Source organism: Peribacillus sp. QJM3NY_7 (genome assembly GCF_056173225.1).
Map to the genome: position 1 here is coordinate 3,173,125 of NZ_CM149663.1, position 20,132 is coordinate 3,193,256.

A 20,132-nucleotide genomic window follows, 5' to 3' on the forward strand; every position below is an offset into this window, starting at 1 on the left:
CGCCTGTCATTTACATCCAATTATCAGTCCTGGATAGCTGCTTCCAATGCCACTTCAACCATTTCGTTAAAAGTTGACTGGCGCTCATCCGCCGACGTTTCCTCACCAGTTAAAATGTGATCGGAAATGGTCAATACAGATAAAGCTTGGCGTCCAAATTTAGCAGCAAGCGTGTAAAGGGCCGCTGATTCCATTTCTATCGCAAGTATTTGGTATTTTGCCCATTTTTCCAATTCACTATTATCGTTATAAAACTGATCGGCCGTAAATACATTACCGACCTTCAATTGCAAGCCCTTTGCCGTGCCGGCGTCATAAGCTTTTCTTAGTAATTCGAAATCTGCGGTCGGGGCAAAGTCCACCCCGCCGAAAGTCATACGATTCATTTGGGAATCGGTGGAGGCACTCATGGCAAGGATCACATCCCTGACTTTTACATCTTTTTGAATCGCTCCTGCAGTTCCCACACGAATCAACTTCTGGACATTATAGCTATTCATCAATTCATTCACGTAAATCGAAATGGATGGGACACCCATGCCTGTACCTTGTACAGAAATTCGTTTTCCTTTATATGTCCCTGTATATCCAAACATGTTACGAACTTCATTATAAAGTTTAGCATCCTCTAAAAATGTTTCAGCAATATATTTTGCACGCAACGGGTCCCCAGGAAGTAAGACCGTTTCCGCAATTTCATTCTCTTTTGCACCAATATGTACGCTCATACGACTATGTCCTCCTTAACTTGTGGTTGAAATGATATTCAAAAACTACTATACCATATCAACCACAAGTTAGGAAAATCGAACCTTATCTGGAACTTAAAAAATGGAAATCACGAAACGACTTTTGGCACCCTTCCTAAATCGCAAACAAAACGGCGGAGGTCCGCCGTCTTTTTTTTTAATGGTTAATAAAATTAAGGGAAAGGAAGCTGCTAACCGTCTTATGACAGGTTACTCATCGACTTCTTCATCAATTATGCATTTTTCAAGAAGATATTCGAATGTGATGTCAGCAAGATCTTCAACTTCAGCTTCTGTTGGAAGATAGCCCCGTCTTATCAATTCTTGAAAAAAGAATTCCGCTATCTCTTCTGTATCAATAAAAACCTCAATTTCTCGCAAATCATCGCCCCCTTATTTAAAGGTCTATGAATGTGTAGAGACAAATATACCAGTAAGGCATCCCTTAATGGAAAAACATATGAAAGGTCTATCGTTATCAAGTTCCATTCGTGTTCAATTTGAATGGATACTTCTTTAGGGAATCTGGAAATTTCCCTTTATAGGTGTTTTTCACTTCGTTTGCTTCTTTTTATGATCTGGATAAATTTCCTCTGCCGCCTTTTCTATTTTAGCAAGGGCGATTTTCATGATGTGACGATATTCATCATCGCCAAAATGTTCGTAGAGCTTACAATAATCATTATATAAATCCAACAGGCCATCAATCATTTCCTTTTTTTCATCTTTTGTCATTGTCATTTCTCGCTCACCTTTACCAGGGTTGTTTTGTTTAGCAATGATAGCAAGCTCATTTTTCTTTTGAGGAAGGAGCAGACCCAACTTTTTAATGATTCCATCTGCACGTTTAGCATCGGCAATCAAAGTCAGTTCTTCTTCATGCGCTTCAAGCCATTCACCATCAGAGATTCTTGATAACTCATAGATTACATCCTCCCAGGCATTTTCCTTATAGCGCCAAATTTCCGTTCGATAGCCGATAATCTTGAAATAATCCTGTTCATATCCATCCACTTGGACCAAGTCACCTAATAAAAATTTATATTCAATATCGATTTGCTCTTTCGGATAAAGGATTTCTCCTTCATATTCATTTATCGATTGCAATGTTTTTTCGATATAAAGACCTTCACTATAGTTCACTTCATACACATAAGCACCATCGAGAAATTTTACATCGGTTATATTCCCGACTGTCCCATACATTGTTATTACGACTGTATCGCCTAATTTAAATTTCGGCTGTTTTTTTTTGCCCATAAGAGACATCCCCCAATATGGTCCTTATCGTTTGATTAGTAAATTATATGCACAAACAAACATGGAGGTTAATGGAATTAAGCGGGCATTTTGCTCATTTAGCTAATTAACCGGCCCATTTATTTAAGGGCACTGCAACCAAAAACCGCCTCATTTAATGAGACGGTTCGTAGTGGGGATAGTGAGCGTCACTTTCGTTCCTTCGTCGGGGACGCTCTCAATTTGGAATTTCCCTTTTAATTCCTCCATTATCTGAATGCATGTCGCTACACCTAATCCGTTTCCATCCGGTTTGGTGGTATAAAAGGGCATACCGATATTTTTTAAATTCTCGGGACTTATGCCTTTTCCATCATCACTGATCACTAATCTTATATATTGGGAGATGGAATCGTGATGCAGTTCAATCTGCCCCCTTGCTTCGATGGCTTCACATGCATTATTCAAGACATTCAAGAGAACCTGCCTTAACCGGTTCCTGTCTGAATAAACAATGACGGATTGTGTCATGCCATTAATTATTCTTACATGAGAACTCGGAATTGAGGAAGTATAGGTATCCATAATTTCATCAAGGAAATCCTTTAAATCGATTTTCTCCCATTCCAGTTGATGCGGTTTTGCCAAATCAAGAAGTTGTGTTACAAATACATTGACCCGATCCACTTCATGAAGCATGACATCGCTATATTTTTCTATCAATGATTTATCATGATCCTGGCTCTTCAATAATTGGAAAAAACCCTTTATTGTCGTCAATGGGTTCCTGATTTCATGGGCGACACCGGCAGCTAGCTGGCCTACATATTTCAATTTTTCCGTACGGACGATTTCCTTCTCACGATCTTCTATCGTTTCCATCATTCTTAGAAAGGCAAGGTTCAATTTTTCCATTTCTTCGAAGCTTCTTTTATCGGAAATGATGAATTCCTTTCCACCTATGAAATCCTCTGTCGCTTCGACAAGTTCTTGAACTGGCCGAACGAGGCTCTTTGTTAGTAAATAGACAGCCAGAATGATAGAAACAAAAACGATGCTATAGATGGTCAGGTACCGTGTCAATAGGTCATTCAAAGGCTGAAACACCTGCTTCTTATCAGCACCCACAACAACAAACCATTTATTCTCTGTTTGTGCTATCGTATGGACAGGCTTGATGGAATATATTTTTTCCCCATTCTCTGCACTGTACAAATCATCCGATAACGAAGCTTCCATCAGCTTATCTTTTGTTAATCCCATTTCTCTCAAGGCAGAATCCTGCATCATGCCGTGTGGGTCTTTTTTCGAAATCATGATGCCTTCCTGGTTGATCATGAAAAAGTTCACTGGGTATTTATCGCTGATTTCATTAGCCTTTTTTTCCATCATCTCCCAGAGGCCTTCCAAACGGAAAGCTGTGGACACGACTCCGATCATTTTCCCTGCATGATCATATACCGGCGTACTCAGAGCTATAATCGGTTCTGGGAAAGCCCGGGTTTTATATACGTCTGAAAGGAACTCATGACCTTCCGTGGCCTCTTTGAACCATATTCTCTTCGCGAGGTTATCCCCGATCATTTTATTGGATGTATCTGCAATGACATTGCCTTCCATATCCAAATGCAAAACTCCGTAATAATTTCCTTTTGCATCGATAAACTTTTTTAGTTCATCTGACTTCTCTTCTTTTGAGTGGCCAGGATTGATGATTGCAGAATTTGCACTCATTAACCTCACATCACTGATCCGTTCGTTCAAATAGCTGTATGTTTCATTTACAATATTCAGTGAACCTGCATTCAGGGCATTTTTTGCTTCCTTCTCCAGAAGGGAGCGTTGTGATCCATAGGATATGATTCCCAAAATCAGAAGAGGAACACTTGCAATAAGTAAAGAATAAAGCAAAATTCGGGTTTGAAGGCTTTTTAACATCCTTCCGATCCTCCCTATTCCTGATCTCCCAATATGAGCCCTTCTTCTATTTGGACATACTGTTCCCACGCTTGATCGAATACTGACATACTTTCGAGATAGTCTGCATTCAATTCTAAATAACTGCTCAGTTCATTATAATCAGTCGATTGTTTTGGGAAGCCATGATCCTCATAGGCATAATTGGCAAATTTAGTGATTGCATCAATCTCCTTTGGTTGTCGAAATTTCATTAAATATAAATAAAATGGTCTCATGATGTCGAGCCCCCCTAAAATAACTATGATTTCTGCTTTAATATATCGGAAACTTTCGCTTCCGTCCACTTTTTTAAAAAACAATTTGGTTTTTTCTTCCTCATTTTATGAAATCCACGATTTTTCAGCACAAAACGCATTCGTTTTATTACGGAATTACACTAAAATATCGTACTCTTTCCTTAAAACGGGAAATTTTTTTATTTTTAACGATATCGTTCTAAGTATGTTCGATAAAGGAGACGAAGTTCTTCAACTGGTATCAATCAATGCCCAAGGCCTATAATAAACATGCGGGGTACGGTCTGTCATTCCGAATTAAGGATGACGGAATGACTTCAAAAATCTTCAATTTCCCGCAGGCTATAGTTTTCTGAAAGGAAAAATCAAATCCCCTTCATCGATAGAAATAGTGGTTTCCACTGTTCTGTCTAAAATGAGGGGATTTATTCATTCATATATGGAACAATTTATTGCTTTTGTTTGCTGTAAAAAATCCAGTCTTTTCACTATCGCCTTACACCTCTTACGAATAGTATGAAGAACATATTACTCACGAGTAGGATTTTCACGATGAAGTTCTTGATAATGATATGCTTTCATTGCATCTGGAGAAATAGGGAATTTCTTTTTGGTACTCTTCCCAGCCATGAAACTCCTTGCTATTACTTTTCCCTAATAGTTTATAAAACATTTTTTTAGATGGCTATCTGAATCCGCACGATCAGTTGCTATTTCCCCCATTCTCATTGGGATTGGAAATAACCTTAAAAGGGAATTTCAATAGCCGTATCCCTTAAATGAAGGTCTTTTTAAAATTGGAATTTATCAGCAGTTATATTGTGATAGGGCTTTATAAGCTTTTCCCTATTCATAGCTCATTGTCCCTATTTCAACTTCAATTACTCATCATACGCCTTCTGTTCCCAAGCTGTATCATATCAATAACTCCAACCCCAGATCATACATAGTATTGTACCGAAGACAGTAATTAGAGCTAGGAATATAGCGCAATATAATGTCATAAAAATTGATTTGCTATCATCAGTTTCACGAGCATGCATAAACACAACTAGTTGAACAGCTGCTTGTATGAATGCTGTCAATATAAAAATCGTCATGCCTGTTGCTTTTGACATATTGAAGAAGTAAACCAAAATAGCTACAAACGTCAAAATCAATGAAAATACAAAACCCCATACTTGCTTAGCCGGGAATAATTCCTTCATGTTCATGTCATCCCTTTCATGTAGATAAAGGTGAAGATGAAGATCCAAACGATATCTAAGAAATGCCAGTAAAGAGAGAAAATGAAAGATTTATTGGCTGTTTCAGGTGTCAACCCGCGTTTTTTCACTTGAAGGATAATAAATAACCCCCAGAAAAGCCCTAATGTAACATGTGCTCCATGTGTCCCTAATGTTGTAAAAAGCATCGATGTAAATGCACTAGTTTGCAGTGTAGCTCCTTCGCGATAATAGGTAATGAACTCAGTAATTTCAAATCCTATAAATCCTAATCCAAGAAGGAGAGTGATTACGAAAAATGTCAACATAGCTTTCTTGTTGCCAATTCGCATGGCATGAATTCCAAGCCCGATGACAAAACTGCTTGTTAAGAGCAAGAATGTTTCAGCAAGTACTGGAGTGATTTCAAATAATTCTGCTCCTGCAGGTCCATTACCCGTACGATCAACTAATGTAAAATATGATGCAAAGAGTGTTGCAAAAAGCATAATTTCGGCTCCAAGGAAAATCCAGAAGCCTAAAATATTTAGACGATTTTGTTCCGTACTATATTCAAGAGGTTGCGAGTGATCTATTTCCATTTATTAACACCTCCGAATTTTGCTTCTGTCTCTTTAATTTCTTCTACAGAAATGTAATGCCCATGATCAATTTCGAATGAACGATGAGCCATGCAAACAAAGATACCGATTAACCCAATAATCGCAAGAAACCATATGCTGAATACTAACGCAAATCCAAAGACAAAGAAGATACAGGACAGGATAAACGGTCCCCCGCTGTTATTGGGCATATGAATTTTTTCATAGTCACCCTTGAATAATTCATGACCATTATATTTAGCATCCCAAAACGTTTCCCTTGAGTTCACTTGTGGAATAATAGCAAAGTTATATTCTGGTACTGGATTATGAGTAGCCCATTCAAGGGAACGTGCATCCCACGGATCATCACTAACATCTCTTGGAGCATGGCGAATGCTATAGTAAATCGTGTATACGATTAATACAAAGCTGATTGCCATTAAAGCTGCCCCGATAAACGAAATCATATTCAATGGTCCAAATCCAGACGATTCAGAGTATGTGTACATACGACGTGCTTGACCATCTAAACCCGTAATATACATAGGGAAGAATGCTAAGCAAAAACCAATGGTTAGAAACCAGAACGCCCATTTCCCAATCCTTTCATTCAACATGAAACCAAACATTTTCGGCCAGTAGTAAGTTCCGGCACCAAGCACAGCAAATACTACACCCGGAATAATGACATTGTGGAAGTGAGCTACTAAAAACATTGTATTATGGTATTGATAATCCGCCGCTGACATCGCAAGCATAACCCCGGTAACTCCACCGATTGTGAAAAGAGGTATGAAACCTATTGAATAAAGCATAGGTACGGTAAATCTGATTCTGCCTTTCCACATCGTGAACAACCAGTTAAAGATCTTGATTCCAGTCGGGATAGCGATTACCATCGTTGTAATCGAGAAAATACTATTAACATATGCTGCTTGCCCCATTGTAAAGAAATGGTGCGTCCAAACGAAGAATGAATATATAGAGATAAATACCATTGAAGCAACCATTGATCGATATCCATATAGGTTACGTCGTGAAAAGGTTGGGATAATCTCACTAAAAAGACCAAATGCAGGCAAAATTAAGATATAAACTTCAGGATGTCCCCAAACCCAGAACAGGTTAGCCCAAAGCATATCCATACCGCCATCAGTCATTGTGAAAAACTTGGTTGCAAATAGTCGATCCATTGTTCCCATGATCAGCGCCACTGTTAATACAGGGAATGCGAAAATGATAATAATGCTTGTGACTAAAGCAGACCATGTAAACATTGGCATTTTCATTAATGTCATACCGGGTGCTCTCATTTTAAGAATAGTCGTCAAAAAGTTAATCCCCGTCATTAATGTACCTATTCCGGCTATCTGAATACCAATCATATAATAATTCGTTCCAACATGCGGGCTAAATTCATTACCTGCAAGCGGGAAATAAGATGTCCACCCTGCATCAGGCGAACCACCAATTACAAAAGAGATGTTGAAAAGCATCGCACCCATAAAAAATAACCAGAAACTTACGGCATTTAGACGTGGGAATGCTACATCTCGGGCTCCAATTTGTAATGGCACTACGAAATTCATTAAGGCCATAATGTACGGCATCGCCATAAAGAGAATCATCACAACCCCATGTGTTGAAAAAATTTCATTATAGTGCTGTGAATCTAATAATTTGTTATCCGGTACGGCAAGTTGCGCACGCATCATCACAGCATCTACCCCACCACGAAATAGCATTAGCAAAGCAGATATTAGATACATAATACCTATTCTTTTATGATCGACGGTTGTTAGCCAGCCACTCCATAAAAAAAACCATTTTTTAAAGTGGGTTAAACCAACAATGATCAAGAGAACAGTAACACCAATGGCCACCATTGATGAGTAAATGACGGGACTAGGATTAGGTATAAGAAATCTAGAGAAAAAACCCATACTTTTGTGTTTCCTTTCTGAAAATATTTTTCTCGAGATAGACTAAGAAATTATTCATGATTGTGTACTGATTTTTCTTTACTATTACTTGACTTATGATCATGTTCCATATGTTCGCCTTTTGAATTCGCGTTAGAGTCACTTGAGCCATGATGATGTCCAGCATTTTCACCTTCTGGAGCTGGTGAGAAGTCTAAATGAGTTCCAGTAAACGTTAACTGTCCTTCATGACCCGGTTTTAATAATTCATTGAATCTTACTTCAGTAATGGGTTTCGCAGTTTCTTTAACTTCCTTTACCCATTCATCAAACTTATCTTGAGAAATCGCTTCGACGTGGAACATATTTTCAGCGAATCCTTTCCCACTAAAGTTTGCATTTCGTCCCATCATTTCCCCTGATTCGTCCGCTGCTAAGTGTAATGTGGTCACCATGTTAGACATGGCATATTTTTGACCGCCAAGTTGTGGAATCCAGAAACTCGTGATAGGCCCGAATGAATAAAGTTTAAATTCAAGTGGTCGATTTGTTGGAATATACAAGTAGTTAACTGTCTCGATATCGTTTTCTGGATAACTAAAATGCCACTTCCAGTCTGATGACGAAGCGTAAATAACTAATGGATCTTGACCCTTGTACCCTTCCGGAGTGGCTTCCACTTTATTGTTGGAAATTACAGAAACAACGGAGAAGAAAATGACGATTAAAATTGGGACCCCAACAATAATCGTTTCAACAACATGATTCCCTTCAATGTAGGGTGGTTCATAATCTTTAGGTAGTTTAGAGTCACGGTATTTCGTTAAGACAAAGACTAAAATAGCACAAACAACTATAACAATAACCGCCATGATCGCAATTGATAGCCAAATCACATTGGCCTGCGTTTGGGCTTGAGGTCCTTTAGGGTCTAAGACCGCTAATGATTCACAGCCAGAAAGCACATTGACGATGGTAGAAAGAATAGCTAATGTAACCCATTTTATTTTCATATATGTACCCTTTCTTTTAAGATTCATTTCTAAGTTATCCACAAAAAATGAAGTTATCCCAAAAAATGCTTATTAAGAATGGTAATTTCTCACAATCACACTTATAGGCGGGATATATATATGAATTCATTTGGGGAATGTTCAGAGAAACAGGTAATCTAAATACCTACTTGCTTTGAAAAGAAATTTGAATATGTGAGGAGGAGATACTGCATGGTTTTTTTTATTCCTAGTGGTCAAAGTAAGGGAGTGAAGATGAAGATTTAAAATGGTTGCAATTGTCCTTGATAGGGGTTGGCTGCACTATTGGTACTGAATTTTTTCTTGGACCGGCCATTGATATAAAAATAACAGGCCCTTAAATTTGCCTTTCCTTTACAACAGCCGCAGGGTTTTTAATTTTGTACGATTGGTCTTTCATTATTATTTCTGCTTCGTATTTTGAAAATAAAATTTAGTTGTTTTAACAGTGCTTTTTCATCTACCCTAATACCCTTTGAAGAAATTTAAAAAGACCTCTCCAAAAGAGCCTCCAAAATAATATATCTCAATATACCGCTTGCTTTCTTCAGAATTCCGCGTCACTACGGAAAGCAACCGCTAATATTGCCTTCACTGTTCGAGATGTGCACCCTTAGACCGCACCGCCGGGCGCACAGAAAAACCTCACCAAAAAAGTAGATGATGAGGCAACTTCTAATTATTTTTTATTTCCAAAATCAAAATAATTCCGCTTTAACAACCGCTTCATCTTCAATAACTCGTCATACGTCGTCTGTTTCCCTAACTCTTTCGTATCAATTAAAAACAGCTGGTCTTCAATCTCTTTAGTCGTTTCATCACTCTGAAATAGCGCATGGCAATTATCACAATAGAACGATGGCGTTTCATCAATTTCAACCGCTCTCGATCCATCTGGCAACTCCCAAAACACTGTATCGGTTACCGATTGTAATGTTCCGACCTCACACCATGGACACGTCTCCATGCTATTCATCCCCCTTAGGAGTGCTCTTTTTTTGCTGTGCCTGGAATTTCTTTTCTTTTAACAAATCTCGCTTTTCACGTTTGTTCTTCAATGAAGCATGCTCTGGGTTGGTCACGTAATTTTCCCGTCGGTTCATTCGCTTTAGCCCTTCAGGCACTAAATTGAATTGCTTGTCGTTCATTAAACCAGATACACCTATATCTGACTGTTTTTCTTCCATATCAGGATATACCCTTTTGAAATAATCATCTGCAAGTCCTGGTGTATATTGCTCAGGTTCAGGATATGTGGTTATCACACCTTCAAAATTGCGCAGTACCGTTTTTGTTGGAGATTGTGAAAGGATATAATTCGGCTGCAGGGTGATTTTCCCTCCCCCTCCTGGAGCATCGACGACGAAGGTAGGCACTGCATACCCGGATGTATGGCCCCGGAGCCCTTCGATGATTTCAATTCCTTTTGAAATGGGTGCCCTGAAATGACCGATTCCTTCCGAAAGGTCGCACTGATAGATATAGTAAGGGCGGACACGGATCTTAACAAGATCATGCATCAGCTTTTTCATGATTGCGACACTGTCATTTATCCCCGCTAAAATAACTGCCTGGTTGCCTACAGGTACACCCGCATCGGCAAGCATCTCACATGCTTTCTTTGACTCTTCGGTAATTTCTATCGAGGTATTGAAATGAGTATTCAGCCAAACCGGGTGATATTTTTTTAATATGGCACATAAATTTTCAGTGATTCTTTGAGGAAAAACAACCGGTGCCCGTGTACCTATCCTGATTATTTCAACATGAGGAATTTCCCTTAAGTTTTTAAGGATATATTCAAGGATCGTGTCATTGATCAATAATCCGTCCCCGCCGGAAATAAGGACATCCCGAACTGCCGGTGTGTCACGTATATAACCGATTGCTGCGTCCAATTGTTTTTTTGGCACGCCCATGCCAATTTGGCCTGAAAAACGTCTCCGCGTACAATAACGGCAGTACATGGAACATTGATTCGTCACCAAAAAAAGAACGCGATCCGGATATCTATGGGTCAATCCCGGTACAGGGGAGTCCTCATCCTCATGCAGGGGGTCTTCCATGTCATATTTGGTTTTATGCATTTCTTCCGAGATTGGGACCGATTGCATTCTGATTGGACACCTTGGGTCATCTTTATTCATTAACGAAGCATAGTATGGGGTGATATTCAATGGAATGGTTTTCGTGGAAATCCTCACGCCTTCCTCTTCATCCGGAGTCAGGTTTATCACTTTTTTCAAATCATCAACTGTTCGAATCGTATTTGTAAGCTGCCACAGCCAGTTGTTCCATTGTTCTTCGGTTACATCTTTCCATAGCTCTATATCTTTCCAATTGCGATCTGGCTTATATAAGTCAAATAACATGGTTATACCTCCTGAGTTATGATAGTAGTATTAAATGCAAGAAGGATGCCAAAATGACCCAAAAATTCGAATGCCCATAAAAAAAAACCGGACTGCAGGCTGCATCCGGATTTTTTCCATCAAATATGTTTTTTTATTTTATATTGCAAGGTCTGTCTTGGAATTTGCAATAGCTTCGATGCTTGGAAAACGTTACCGTTCGTTTGAAGAAGTGCCTCGGTAATCAATTTTGTTTCCATCTCAATCATGGCCTCACGAAGCGGAAGTATTTTTTCGGATGGGTTGCGCTTCTTTAAAAACTGGGGCAGATCTTCAAGATTCATAACATCATTCTCCGTATGGTTCATCATGAATTCTATCGTATGTTTAAGTTCCCTTACATTTCCAGGCCAGTGATATTTCCGAAAAAAATCCTTTGTCTTCTCATCCATGCCTTTTATGGACAGTCCTAATTTACTGTTAAATATTGATATGAAATGTTCAGAAAGAAGCTCTATATCATCAATCCGCTCCCTTAGCGGAGGCAGCTCGTAGCTCAATACGTTCAATCGGTAAAATAAATCCGGCCTTAGCCTGTTTTCCGATACGGCCTTTTTCGGATCAATATTCATCGCTGCCATGATCCTGACATTCACCTGTACACTTTTTGTGCCACCTATCCTCCTGATGAACCCATCTTCAAGCACGCGCAGAAGCTTTGCCTGCAAGTCAATCGGCATCGATTGCAATTCATCCAAAAACAAGGTTCCGCCGTTGGCCAATTCAAACAATCCCTGTCGCTCCACAGCACCAGTGTAGCTTCCTTTTGCCGTACCGAATAGAAGCGATTCCAATAAACTTTCTGGTAAGGCCGCACAATTTTGCGCGATGAAAGGTTCATTACTGCGGCTCGATTCCTGGTGGATGCTTTGAACAAAAAGCTCTTTTCCTACACCGCTTTCCCCATAAACCAATACCGATGAGGTGGAGCGGGCAGCCTTTTTACCTTGGGATATCAAACCTTTAAACCCCTTATCACTTGTCAGGATTTCAGTGAAAGAATACAATCCGCCGTTCCCAGTCGTTTTCCTTTGAGGACTTTTGATTGTCTTGAGCGAGCTTTCCAGATCAGCTAACCTTTCCGATAATTGCTTCAAGCTTGAATAATCCTTTGCAATCTCGATTGCACCTATCATAAACCCATCTACATATATGGGTAGAGTAGTATTTAGCGTCTCAATGATACGCCCATGAGCATTTACATACGATTGACTATAGTTATAGATTGGTTTTTCAGATTTAATGACCCGGAGTAACGTCGATGATTTGTGATTCAAAGAAGGGAACGCTTCAAGCAACGGTTTCCCGAGCACTTCACTTCTTTTCATCCCATCATGATTGGCGGCCACTTCGTTATAAAAGATGGTCTGTCCTTTTGGATCTATCACATGAATGCCTTCATCAATGGTTTCTAATATCGCTTCCAACACTTCACTTGTATTAAAAAATTCACTAGGCAAGCTATCCCTCCTCAATACCTTCTTGCTAGATGTATATGAGGAAATGCCAAAAACTTGTCATGAACCGCCTAAAAATGAGCATTCAACTAAAGTTTTTCACCCAAAGATTCATATCTTCCAGTTTATCAAAGATATAACAATTATTGGCCAAACGTCCGCGGTACGAGTATCCATGCTGATGCAATGCAGCATTCATGCCGAACGAGAGCGACCGGGCAATCGAATAGATACAATAAATGCCGTGTGAAATAAGATAGTCTTCAAGCGCGGAAATCAAGTGTTTCATCAAGCCGTACTGCCGATGTTCCGGCAATGTCGCACAATCAGTGATTTCTGCATTATGGTAAAAGGAATTAATTTCTGCGGAAGCAGCACTGACGATCCTCTCTTCATGGACATAAATATAAAAAACCGTTCCCATTTCCATGCACTTTTTCACATAAACCGGATCATTCATCGGTGTGGGATACACCTCGAAAACCTTCCCATACAGTTGGGCCAGCTGAAGTGCATCTGCCACTTCAGCTTTACGGCCTTGATAGGCTGACGGCGGTTCATCCAGTCCGGATTTAATCGGCAGCATCTGAACATCGGTAAGGATTTGATCTTCCCTTTCCCATTCAGCACTGTTGCGCCTTTCATTCCGGTTATATTTAACAAGGAAGAAACAATCGCTTCCCAAAAAGAATTTATCGATGCTTCCTTCATATAGAAAGCCCTGAGCAAGCAATGCCATAACGTTTTCCTTGCGGGACTTGAAGATGATTTTTTCTGCTGATATGCTTTTAGCCACCTTCAAGGTTTCCTCCACGCATTCTTGAAAATGCCCTAGATAATCATCAACCCTGATTCGCTTATTAAAATGGTCGATCGTAATATGTATGGTGCACATTGGCTTTCGAATTCTTTTTTCGATGATTCCAGCCTCCATTTGTCCCGCTCCTTTCACATCTTCGAAAATTGTTGCGAAAGGCCTGACCCTTCCTGGATCAGACCTTGGAAAAATGATTATTCCTGGTCCACCCCACACCATTCAATAATGGTCAAAGCGATGATTTCCGCAACTTCCAACATTTTATCCACCTCTATATATTCGTTCGAATCATGGGCCATCTTCGTTTCCCCTGGTCCAAACACAACGACGGGGGTAGAACCAACCGATGAAAGATACCCTCCATCCGTCGCCCATGGTGAAGCTTCGACAAGCGGTTCTTCCCCGACCACTTTTTCATAGTATGTGCTAATTGTCTTCATGAGCGGGTGATTGATTTCGAGATTGCCAGGCAGCCATCTGGCCCCAAACCATTCTAATTCAATAGGTCTTTCTTTGAACCATGCATCACTCTCGTTTAAAGCATCTATTCGCTCCTTCATCGATTCTTGTGCATCTTCCATGGTTTCTGTAGGGGCAATGCCGAATCTTCCTTCCAGGACGGCTGTATCCGGCACGGAGGAAGGCCAATTCCCGCTTTGAATGCTACCAATATTGATTGGAATGGGGATAGGGACATTTTTATAGAGTGAATGACGGAGTGACTCATTCCGTTCTTGTTCAAGCATCTTGATTTCTTTCATTACAACAACCGCTTTATCAATTGCACTGACTCCTTCATACCTAGTGCCTCCATGTGCAGACTTGCCTTTTATTCTCAGTCGAAACCACATCGAACCTTGCTGTAATGGGAATAGTTTCATATTTGTAGGTTCCGGAATGATTGCACCATCAGCTTTATACCCGCGTATGACTGCCGCAAGTGTGCCGGCACCACCGCTTTCCTCTTCAATCACACTCTGAAATATCAAATCCCCCTTCAATTGGATTCCAGATTCGACGATCGCTTCAATGGCCAGCAATAAAGATACATTGCCGCCTTTCATATCCGTCGTTCCCCGCCCGAAAACTTTCCCGTCCATCAACTTGCCGCTATAGGGTTCATCATGCCATGCTGCATGATCTCCTTCAGGAACTACATCAATATGTCCGTTTAAAATAAGGGATTTCCCCTTGCCTGTTCCTCTTTTAATGGCCACAAGGTTCGGATTTCCTTTAAAATCCCTGCGGTCGCAATAAAAATGGGGATGTTTTCTTAATTGTTCATCCCCGATTTCCCATAGGTCTATTTCCAGACCAAGTTGTCTGCACTTTTCGACCACTATTGCTTGTGCACTTCCTTCTTGGCCCCTTTTGCTCGGTTCCTGAACCAGTTTTTGCAAAAGCTGAACCCCATTCATCCGATGTTCTTTCAGCCATGTTCTTATTTTTTCCTCATACATATCCATTCTCCTCTCTCATTCTTTTAATTTGTGGATGTTTTCAGAGACGGTAAACAAGGCTTCTGTCCGATTCCTGATTTCCTCAATGCTGGACGTATCAAATACATCAGTTAATAGAAGGCCCTCCGAAGTTACGGAAAACACGCCTAATTCGGTGATGATCATATGTACGCATTTTTGGGCTGTTAACGGCAACGTACATGTTTTGACTAATTTAGACATGCCCGCTTTATCGTTATGTTCCATCAAGACAATGACCTTTTTTGCCTTTGCAGCCAGTTCCATTGCACCGCCCATGCCTGGCACCCGCTTTCCCGGAACAATCCAATTTGCGAGATCCCCCGCTTGACTTACTTGAAGGGCTCCTAGAATCGTGATATCCACCCTGCCGCGGCGTATCATTCCAAATGCAACAGTACTGTCGCAGTAAGAAGCCCCGGCTCTAATGGTGATCGGCAATCCCCCAGCATTGCAAAGATGCGCATCTTCCTTCCCCGTTTCAGGAGTACTGCCAATTCCCACAAGGCCATTTTCTGCATGAAACATCACTTTATGATCATCCCAAAGATGATTCGGTACAAGTGATGGAATGCCAATTCCCAAATTGACCAGCATCCCATCGCTTATTTCTGCTGCTGCCCGTTTCGCTATTCTGTTTCTATCCCCTGTTCCCAAACCCATTTCCAATCGACTCCTTTTGATGGAATGATATAATCCACAAAGGCCCCCGGTACAATGATGTTCTCTGGATCCAAAGTGCCCAGCGGAACGATTTGCCTGACTTCGACTATAGTGATCTGTCCGGCTGCAGCAACGATTGGATTCGTATTCCTGGCACTTTTATCGAATAGAAGATTTCCATAAGGATCAGCCATTTCTGCGTAAACAATGGCGATATCTGCAGTTAATGCCGATTCCACCAGATAATTTTTCTTGCCTAGCTTTACGGTTTGCTTGCCTTCCCGGACGATATCGGCTTCCATTCCAATATCGGTCAATATTCCGCCGAGTCCCATCCCTCCGGCCCGGATGCGTTCGACAAGTGTCCCTTGCGGACAGAACTCCACTTCGAGTTCACCATTGTTCATTAATAGTCCTGCATTGGGATTGGAACCGATATGGGAAACGATGACTTTTTTCGCTCGGCGCTGGGTGACCAGTTTTCCGATTCCGATATCTGGGAAACCTGTATCGTTCCCAATCAAGGTTAAATCCTTAATACCTGATTCCAAAATCACATTGATCAATCCCGGAGGCGTCCCTATGCCACCGAATCCCCCAAATAGGATGGACTGTTTATCTTTAAAGTGATGGCGGACATCTTCCAAACGACAAGTCTTCTGGAATGTATTTTCCACCACTATGACTCACTTCCTTGTTGTGATGATCGTTTACCTATCGATTCATTAAATTGCCCAAGGGTTATATCGACCCTCATTAACAATTCAGCACACTCCTCTTCCGATATCGTTAGCGGCGGGGAGATGATGAGGGCTGCCCCGGTTACACCGTCAAGGCCTGCAGCTGCGGGATAAAGAAGGATTCCGTTCCTCATTCCCAATTCAATGATTTCATTGGTCACATCTGCATCCTTCGGAAATGGGGCCTTCGTTGCTTTATCCAGGACAAATTCGATGCCAATCAATAAACCTCTCCCACGTATATCACCGATAAAGGAATACTTCCCTGCCAACTTTTTCAAGCCCCTAATCAGGTAATTCCCCCTGTCGGCTGATTTTTCGACAAGTTCATTCCTTTCGATATAGTCTAAAACCGCCAAAGATACCGCACACGATAACGGATTTGCACTTAAAGTATGACCTCCTATAATTGACTTCGATCCTTTCATTATGGGTTCCATCACGTTTTTGGTCATTACTGCCGCCGCTATTGGGGTATACCCCCCACTCATACCTTTACCTAATGTCACGATATCAGGTTCCACATCCCAATATTCGGAAGCAAGCATCTTACCGGTACGTCCAAATCCGGTCATTACTTCATCCGCAATGAATAAAATATCATTCTCTTCGCAGATTTTCTTGAGTTTTTGAAAATAACCGTCAGGAGGAACAATGGCCCCTCCGGCTGCGCCGATAACAGGTTCTGCAATGAACGCCGCTATATTTTCACTGCCAATGCGCCGGATTGATGCTTCCAATTCCGAAGCACACGCCATTCCGCAAGTATGTTGGTCAAGTTGAAGTGGACATCGGTAACAATATGGAGGAGATACAGAAGGATATGATTCAAGCAAAGGAGTAAAGCGTTCCCGGCGAATCGGATGTCCAGACATTGAAAGAGCTCCCATCGTGATGCCATGGTAGCTCATCCATCTCGATATGATTTTCTGTTTCTTTGGCTTCCCTTTTTCCTGCCAATGCTGAATGGCAATTTTTAATGCCGTTTCAGTCGCCTCGGAGCCGCTGTTTACAAAAAAGCTGTATGTCAGTTCCCCTTTGGTCAATTCTGCAATTTTTCCGGCGAGTTTCTCTGCAGCATCGCTGGTAAATTGGGAACGATACACAAACGAAACCTGTTGAGCCTGTTTTACCATCGCCTCAATGATTTCCTGGACTCCATGGCCAATATTGGCTGTAACGGCACCGGAAGAAGCATCGAGATAATCCTTTCCATTTTTATCGTATAAAAACACTCCCTGACCATGACTGATAGTCGGGTAGGCTCCTCCCAGGACCGGTTTGATCAATGAAGACTGCTCCATAAGCCCACACACTCCTTCTCTTTAAAAACAAATGCCATATAATAAAGTGTATGTCCAGATGAAGGCAATCTTGCTAAGGAAATTGGCCTAAGCCTGTATACGGATAATTTCTTGGTTTCATGGGTGATTTTCCAAAAATGGCGACAAAAAAAGTGTATCCGCGAGAGATACACTTTTTTCTTACAATACGCTATTTAGTTTTTCTTCACGAATGGATTCCAAAAAACTTTCATCCTTTAAAACAGCCAACACATTTTTATAAAAAGCCGTTTTATCGATATTTGAAGTATGTACATATTCATACTCTTTTAAAGACGGATGACGCAAAACATTTTTCATGCAGGAATGACAAACTTTTTTAGTTCCTAACTTATAGTAGTTCAAGTTACTTGCATCCCCGTTAGAAGTGTCTTCGTTACAAACGGAACATGTATGGCTCACACGGCCTTTTTTATTATACTCGGCCAAAGCCCCTTCTAAACGAATGGATGCTGGAATTGTTAATAACACATAATCACCTTTTCTATTTTAAATCTCTTAGTATTATATCAGAAAAATAAAGAATTTGAACTATTAGACTCATATTCCCTAATAATGCTTGTAAAATAGGACAATTTCCAGTACTGACAAGAGGAAAGACTCCTAATATACACCATAATGAAAACCATATACATACATACCCCTAACAGATGAAAACACCGTCCATTTTTTGAACGGCGTCTTCAAACTGTTCATGGATGGATCTGGATCGTCGCTTTTCCGTTCTTCACTTTCATTACTGCTTTTGAACCAACCGGCACAGTTACAAAAGGATGAACATGACCAAAGTTGGCATTAGCGATCACGGGTATGCCATTTATCTCCTTTTTGGCGGCGATGATTTCCTGCAAAGCATATTCAGTCATTCCTGAATCCTTTTGGAAACGGCCGATGACTATTCCTTTAATGCCACTTGCACCTGGCTGATGGAGCAAGGATTGTAAATCCCGGTCAAAACTGAATGGATGGCTTTCTTCGTCATCTTCTATGAAAAGGATACTGTCCTTTAAAGATGGCATGTACTCTGTACCTTGTAATAGATTGATTGTACAAAGATTTCCCCCAATGATTGTCCCGGCAGCTTCACCTTCCTGAATGACCATGTATCCAGCATTCGGGTGGAAAGTTCGGTCATCCTGTTCCAAATGCCAAGAATCATCACTCCACGTTTCACTTGGTTCAAGATAAAAGCCTTCACTTTCAATTACAGCCTTTTTAAAATATTCCATCGTATATTCCAGACCAGCCTTCATCCCGAACGTCGAGAAATGGGGACCTGAATATGTAGTTAAGCCTGTTTTATTATAAATGGCCAATAAAATGGCGGTTATATCACTATACCCCACCAACACTTTTGGATTTTCCTTAATCAAATCATAGTCGATATACCGTAACAATTGGTTAGCGTTATACCCCCCTATGCTTGTGAAAATCCCCTTAACATTCGGATCCCTGAACGCATCATGCAAATCCTCGATCCGGTCTTCGATCGAATTCGAGAAAAAGTCATCATGGAACAAAACCGTTTTACCATATGTCACTTTAAAACCAAGCTCAGTCAATCTTTCTTCTGCCAATCTGCGTTGTTCCCCTTTGACAATCGCCAAGCTTCTAGAAGGAGCAATTACGCGAATTTCATCCCCTGCTTGTAAACGGGAAGGTTTCATATCTTTATCCCCCTAAATTAATTACATTCTGTCGTTATTTTAGCAGAAATGGTTTACAAAGAAAACTAAGTCCTTTATCGTATTACATTCACCGAGCTAGTTTCTTTGAATTCTCACGCCATTCCAGATGCACAGAAATCAGGATTTAAAAAAGGAATGGCTGTGTATCGCCTGTCCCATTATCACCTGGATTTATCCATGACGATTCAGTCAGCAACCATGGAATTGGAAAAGTCCACCGTCAAACCACCAATTTCCATACATAAAGAAAAGACCAGCTTTATCAACTGGTCTTTGGGTTATTGAATTAGCAGCAGAATGAAGCACCGATGATAATCAATAGAATGAACAAGACAACGATTAAAGCGAAGCCTGATCCAAATCCGCAGCTACCGCCGCCGCATCCGCCGCCGCCGTATCCACCGCCACCATATCCGTACCCTGGTCCTGCACCATTTCCACCATATCCGTACATTAAGTTTCACTCCTTTTAGAATTCTGTTTTCTCTTTACACCTTACCATATGTCGATACGCCCGCCTTGGTCTGTGCATTTGCCCATTTTTTTGGATTTAAGAAAAAACTTC

General features: G+C 40.8%; 21 protein-coding genes and 1 pseudogene. 2 read left to right on the forward strand and 20 right to left on the reverse strand.

The annotated features are described in order from the left end of the window. Window positions 1–23: 23 nt before the first annotated feature. The 9 genes from deoD to qoxA form a co-directional block, all read right to left on the reverse strand. Window positions 24–728 (reverse strand): purine-nucleoside phosphorylase, encoded by a 705-nt coding sequence (deoD, locus tag AC0VX1_RS15115; RefSeq protein WP_034307509.1) that lies wholly within the window; start codon window positions 726–728, stop codon window positions 24–26. A 231-nt stretch (window positions 729–959) separates the two neighbouring features. Continuing rightward, window positions 960–1,130, reverse strand: coding sequence for a YozD family protein (locus AC0VX1_RS15120; RefSeq protein ID WP_064505166.1), 171 nt, complete (start codon window positions 1,128–1,130; stop codon window positions 960–962). A 171-nt stretch (window positions 1,131–1,301) separates the two neighbouring features. Continuing rightward, complete coding sequence (locus tag AC0VX1_RS15125; protein WP_034307510.1) at window positions 1,302–2,009, reverse strand: hypothetical protein; 708 nt, start codon at window positions 2,007–2,009, stop codon at window positions 1,302–1,304. Window positions 2,010–2,159: 150 nt separating this feature from the next. Beyond that, window positions 2,160–3,926, reverse strand: a complete 1,767-nt coding sequence (locus tag AC0VX1_RS15130; RefSeq protein ID WP_413023255.1) for an ATP-binding protein — start codon at window positions 3,924–3,926, stop codon at window positions 2,160–2,162. Window positions 3,927–3,940: 14 nt separating this feature from the next. Next, entirely contained in the window at window positions 3,941–4,183 is a 243-nt protein-coding gene (locus tag AC0VX1_RS15135; RefSeq protein WP_034307512.1) for a YozE family protein, read from the reverse strand. 941 nt (window positions 4,184–5,124) lie between these two features. After that, entirely contained in the window at window positions 5,125–5,412 is a 288-nt protein-coding gene (qoxD, locus tag AC0VX1_RS15140) for a cytochrome aa3 quinol oxidase subunit IV (protein WP_057277337.1), read from the reverse strand. A gap of 2 nt (window positions 5,413–5,414) precedes the next feature. Further along, the gene (gene qoxC / locus AC0VX1_RS15145; protein WP_063575880.1) at window positions 5,415–6,011 is read right to left on the reverse strand and encodes a cytochrome aa3 quinol oxidase subunit III; all 597 of its coding nucleotides are present in this window, start codon (window positions 6,009–6,011) and stop codon (window positions 5,415–5,417) included. Then, entirely contained in the window at window positions 6,002–7,957 is a 1,956-nt protein-coding gene (gene qoxB, locus AC0VX1_RS15150) for a cytochrome aa3 quinol oxidase subunit I (RefSeq protein WP_268564088.1), read from the reverse strand. Before qoxB ends, qoxC begins: the two co-directional genes overlap by 10 nt. A gap of 50 nt (window positions 7,958–8,007) precedes the next feature. Then, entirely contained in the window at window positions 8,008–8,949 is a 942-nt protein-coding gene (qoxA, locus tag AC0VX1_RS15155; RefSeq protein WP_413023303.1) for a cytochrome aa3 quinol oxidase subunit II, read from the reverse strand. A gap of 213 nt (window positions 8,950–9,162) precedes the next feature. Between qoxA and AC0VX1_RS15160 the strand changes: the two are divergent. Next, window positions 9,163–9,305 (forward strand): annotated as a pseudogene (locus tag AC0VX1_RS15160) (amino acid permease); the annotation flags it as partial. A gap of 344 nt (window positions 9,306–9,649) precedes the next feature. Here the strand turns inward: AC0VX1_RS15160 and AC0VX1_RS15165 are convergent. From AC0VX1_RS15165 to AC0VX1_RS15210, 10 genes are all read right to left on the reverse strand, one after another. Further along, on the reverse strand, window positions 9,650–9,937 hold the full coding sequence (locus AC0VX1_RS15165) for a YokU family protein (protein ID WP_413023256.1): 288 nt from the start codon (window positions 9,935–9,937) through the stop codon (window positions 9,650–9,652). A gap of 1 nt (window position 9,938) precedes the next feature. Then, window positions 9,939–11,342, reverse strand: a complete 1,404-nt coding sequence (gene kamA, locus AC0VX1_RS15170) for a lysine 2,3-aminomutase (protein WP_063575877.1) — start codon at window positions 11,340–11,342, stop codon at window positions 9,939–9,941. A 119-nt stretch (window positions 11,343–11,461) separates the two neighbouring features. Further along, window positions 11,462–12,841 (reverse strand): sigma-54 interaction domain-containing protein, encoded by a 1,380-nt coding sequence (locus tag AC0VX1_RS15175; RefSeq protein ID WP_413023272.1) that lies wholly within the window; start codon window positions 12,839–12,841, stop codon window positions 11,462–11,464. Between the two features lie 82 nt (window positions 12,842–12,923). Further along, window positions 12,924–13,772: a putative beta-lysine N-acetyltransferase gene (ablB, locus tag AC0VX1_RS15180; RefSeq protein WP_057277900.1), complete on the reverse strand. Its 849-nt coding sequence runs from the start codon at window positions 13,770–13,772 to the stop codon at window positions 12,924–12,926. A gap of 77 nt (window positions 13,773–13,849) precedes the next feature. After that, window positions 13,850–15,121 (reverse strand): peptidase, encoded by a 1,272-nt coding sequence (locus tag AC0VX1_RS15185; protein ID WP_413023274.1) that lies wholly within the window; start codon window positions 15,119–15,121, stop codon window positions 13,850–13,852. A 9-nt stretch (window positions 15,122–15,130) separates the two neighbouring features. After that, entirely contained in the window at window positions 15,131–15,796 is a 666-nt protein-coding gene (locus AC0VX1_RS15190) for a 3-oxoacid CoA-transferase subunit B (RefSeq protein ID WP_098185832.1), read from the reverse strand. After that, on the reverse strand, window positions 15,763–16,473 hold the full coding sequence (locus AC0VX1_RS15195; protein WP_475471801.1) for a CoA transferase subunit A: 711 nt from the start codon (window positions 16,471–16,473) through the stop codon (window positions 15,763–15,765). The genes AC0VX1_RS15190 and AC0VX1_RS15195 overlap by 34 nt, the downstream gene beginning before the upstream one ends. Before the next feature lie 2 nt (window positions 16,474–16,475). After that, window positions 16,476–17,840, reverse strand: a complete 1,365-nt coding sequence (locus tag AC0VX1_RS15200) for an aspartate aminotransferase family protein (protein ID WP_475467799.1) — start codon at window positions 17,838–17,840, stop codon at window positions 16,476–16,478. Window positions 17,841–18,020: 180 nt separating this feature from the next. Next, window positions 18,021–18,350, reverse strand: a complete 330-nt coding sequence (locus AC0VX1_RS15205; RefSeq protein ID WP_034307530.1) for a hypothetical protein — start codon at window positions 18,348–18,350, stop codon at window positions 18,021–18,023. A gap of 221 nt (window positions 18,351–18,571) precedes the next feature. Next, entirely contained in the window at window positions 18,572–19,546 is a 975-nt protein-coding gene (locus tag AC0VX1_RS15210) for a S66 peptidase family protein (protein ID WP_475467802.1), read from the reverse strand. 156 nt (window positions 19,547–19,702) lie between these two features. Here AC0VX1_RS15210 and AC0VX1_RS15215 point away from each other — a divergent pair, with 156 nt between their 5' ends. Next, entirely contained in the window at window positions 19,703–19,852 is a 150-nt protein-coding gene (locus AC0VX1_RS15215; RefSeq protein ID WP_230137084.1) for a hypothetical protein, read from the forward strand. 1 nt (window position 19,853) lies between these two features. On the opposite strand, the gene AC0VX1_RS15220 is transcribed toward AC0VX1_RS15215, so the two are convergent. After that, window positions 19,854–20,021, reverse strand: a complete 168-nt coding sequence (locus AC0VX1_RS15220) for a YjcZ family sporulation protein (protein WP_475467804.1) — start codon at window positions 20,019–20,021, stop codon at window positions 19,854–19,856. Between the last annotated feature and the right edge of the window lie 111 nt (window positions 20,022–20,132).

Excerpts from the sequence above, each read along its gene's own strand:
- qoxB (WP_268564088.1), bottom strand. The coding sequence starts at position 7,957 with ATGGGTTTTTTCTCTAGATTTCTTATACCTAATCCTAGTCCCGTCATT.
- kamA (WP_063575877.1), bottom strand. The coding sequence starts at position 11,342 with ATGTTATTTGACTTATATAAGCCAGATCGCAATTGGAAAGATATAGAG.
- AC0VX1_RS15220 (WP_475467804.1), bottom strand. The coding sequence starts at position 20,021 with ATGTACGGATATGGTGGAAATGGTGCAGGACCAGGGTACGGATATGGT.
- qoxC (WP_063575880.1), bottom strand. The coding sequence starts at position 6,011 with ATGGAAATAGATCACTCGCAACCTCTTGAATATAGTACGGAACAAAAT.
- AC0VX1_RS15125 (WP_034307510.1), bottom strand. The coding sequence starts at position 2,009 with ATGGGCAAAAAAAAACAGCCGAAATTTAAATTAGGCGATACAGTCGTA.
- AC0VX1_RS15185 (WP_413023274.1), bottom strand. The coding sequence starts at position 15,121 with ATGGATATGTATGAGGAAAAAATAAGAACATGGCTGAAAGAACATCGG.
- AC0VX1_RS15130 (WP_413023255.1), bottom strand. The coding sequence starts at position 3,926 with ATGTTAAAAAGCCTTCAAACCCGAATTTTGCTTTATTCTTTACTTATT.
- AC0VX1_RS15200 (WP_475467799.1), bottom strand. The coding sequence starts at position 17,840 with ATGGAGCAGTCTTCATTGATCAAACCGGTCCTGGGAGGAGCCTACCCG.
- qoxA (WP_413023303.1), bottom strand. The coding sequence starts at position 8,949 with ATGAAAATAAAATGGGTTACATTAGCTATTCTTTCTACCATCGTCAAT.
- AC0VX1_RS15190 (WP_098185832.1), bottom strand. The coding sequence starts at position 15,796 with ATGGGTTTGGGAACAGGGGATAGAAACAGAATAGCGAAACGGGCAGCA.
- ablB (WP_057277900.1), bottom strand. The coding sequence starts at position 13,772 with ATGGAGGCTGGAATCATCGAAAAAAGAATTCGAAAGCCAATGTGCACC.
- AC0VX1_RS15215 (WP_230137084.1), top strand. The coding sequence starts at position 19,703 with ATGGCTGTGTATCGCCTGTCCCATTATCACCTGGATTTATCCATGACG.
- deoD (WP_034307509.1), bottom strand. The coding sequence starts at position 728 with ATGAGCGTACATATTGGTGCAAAAGAGAATGAAATTGCGGAAACGGTC.
- qoxD (WP_057277337.1), bottom strand. The coding sequence starts at position 5,412 with ATGAAGGAATTATTCCCGGCTAAGCAAGTATGGGGTTTTGTATTTTCA.
- AC0VX1_RS15135 (WP_034307512.1), bottom strand. The coding sequence starts at position 4,183 with ATGAGACCATTTTATTTATATTTAATGAAATTTCGACAACCAAAGGAG.
- AC0VX1_RS15210 (WP_475467802.1), bottom strand. The coding sequence starts at position 19,546 with ATGAAACCTTCCCGTTTACAAGCAGGGGATGAAATTCGCGTAATTGCT.
- AC0VX1_RS15165 (WP_413023256.1), bottom strand. The coding sequence starts at position 9,937 with ATGGAGACGTGTCCATGGTGTGAGGTCGGAACATTACAATCGGTAACC.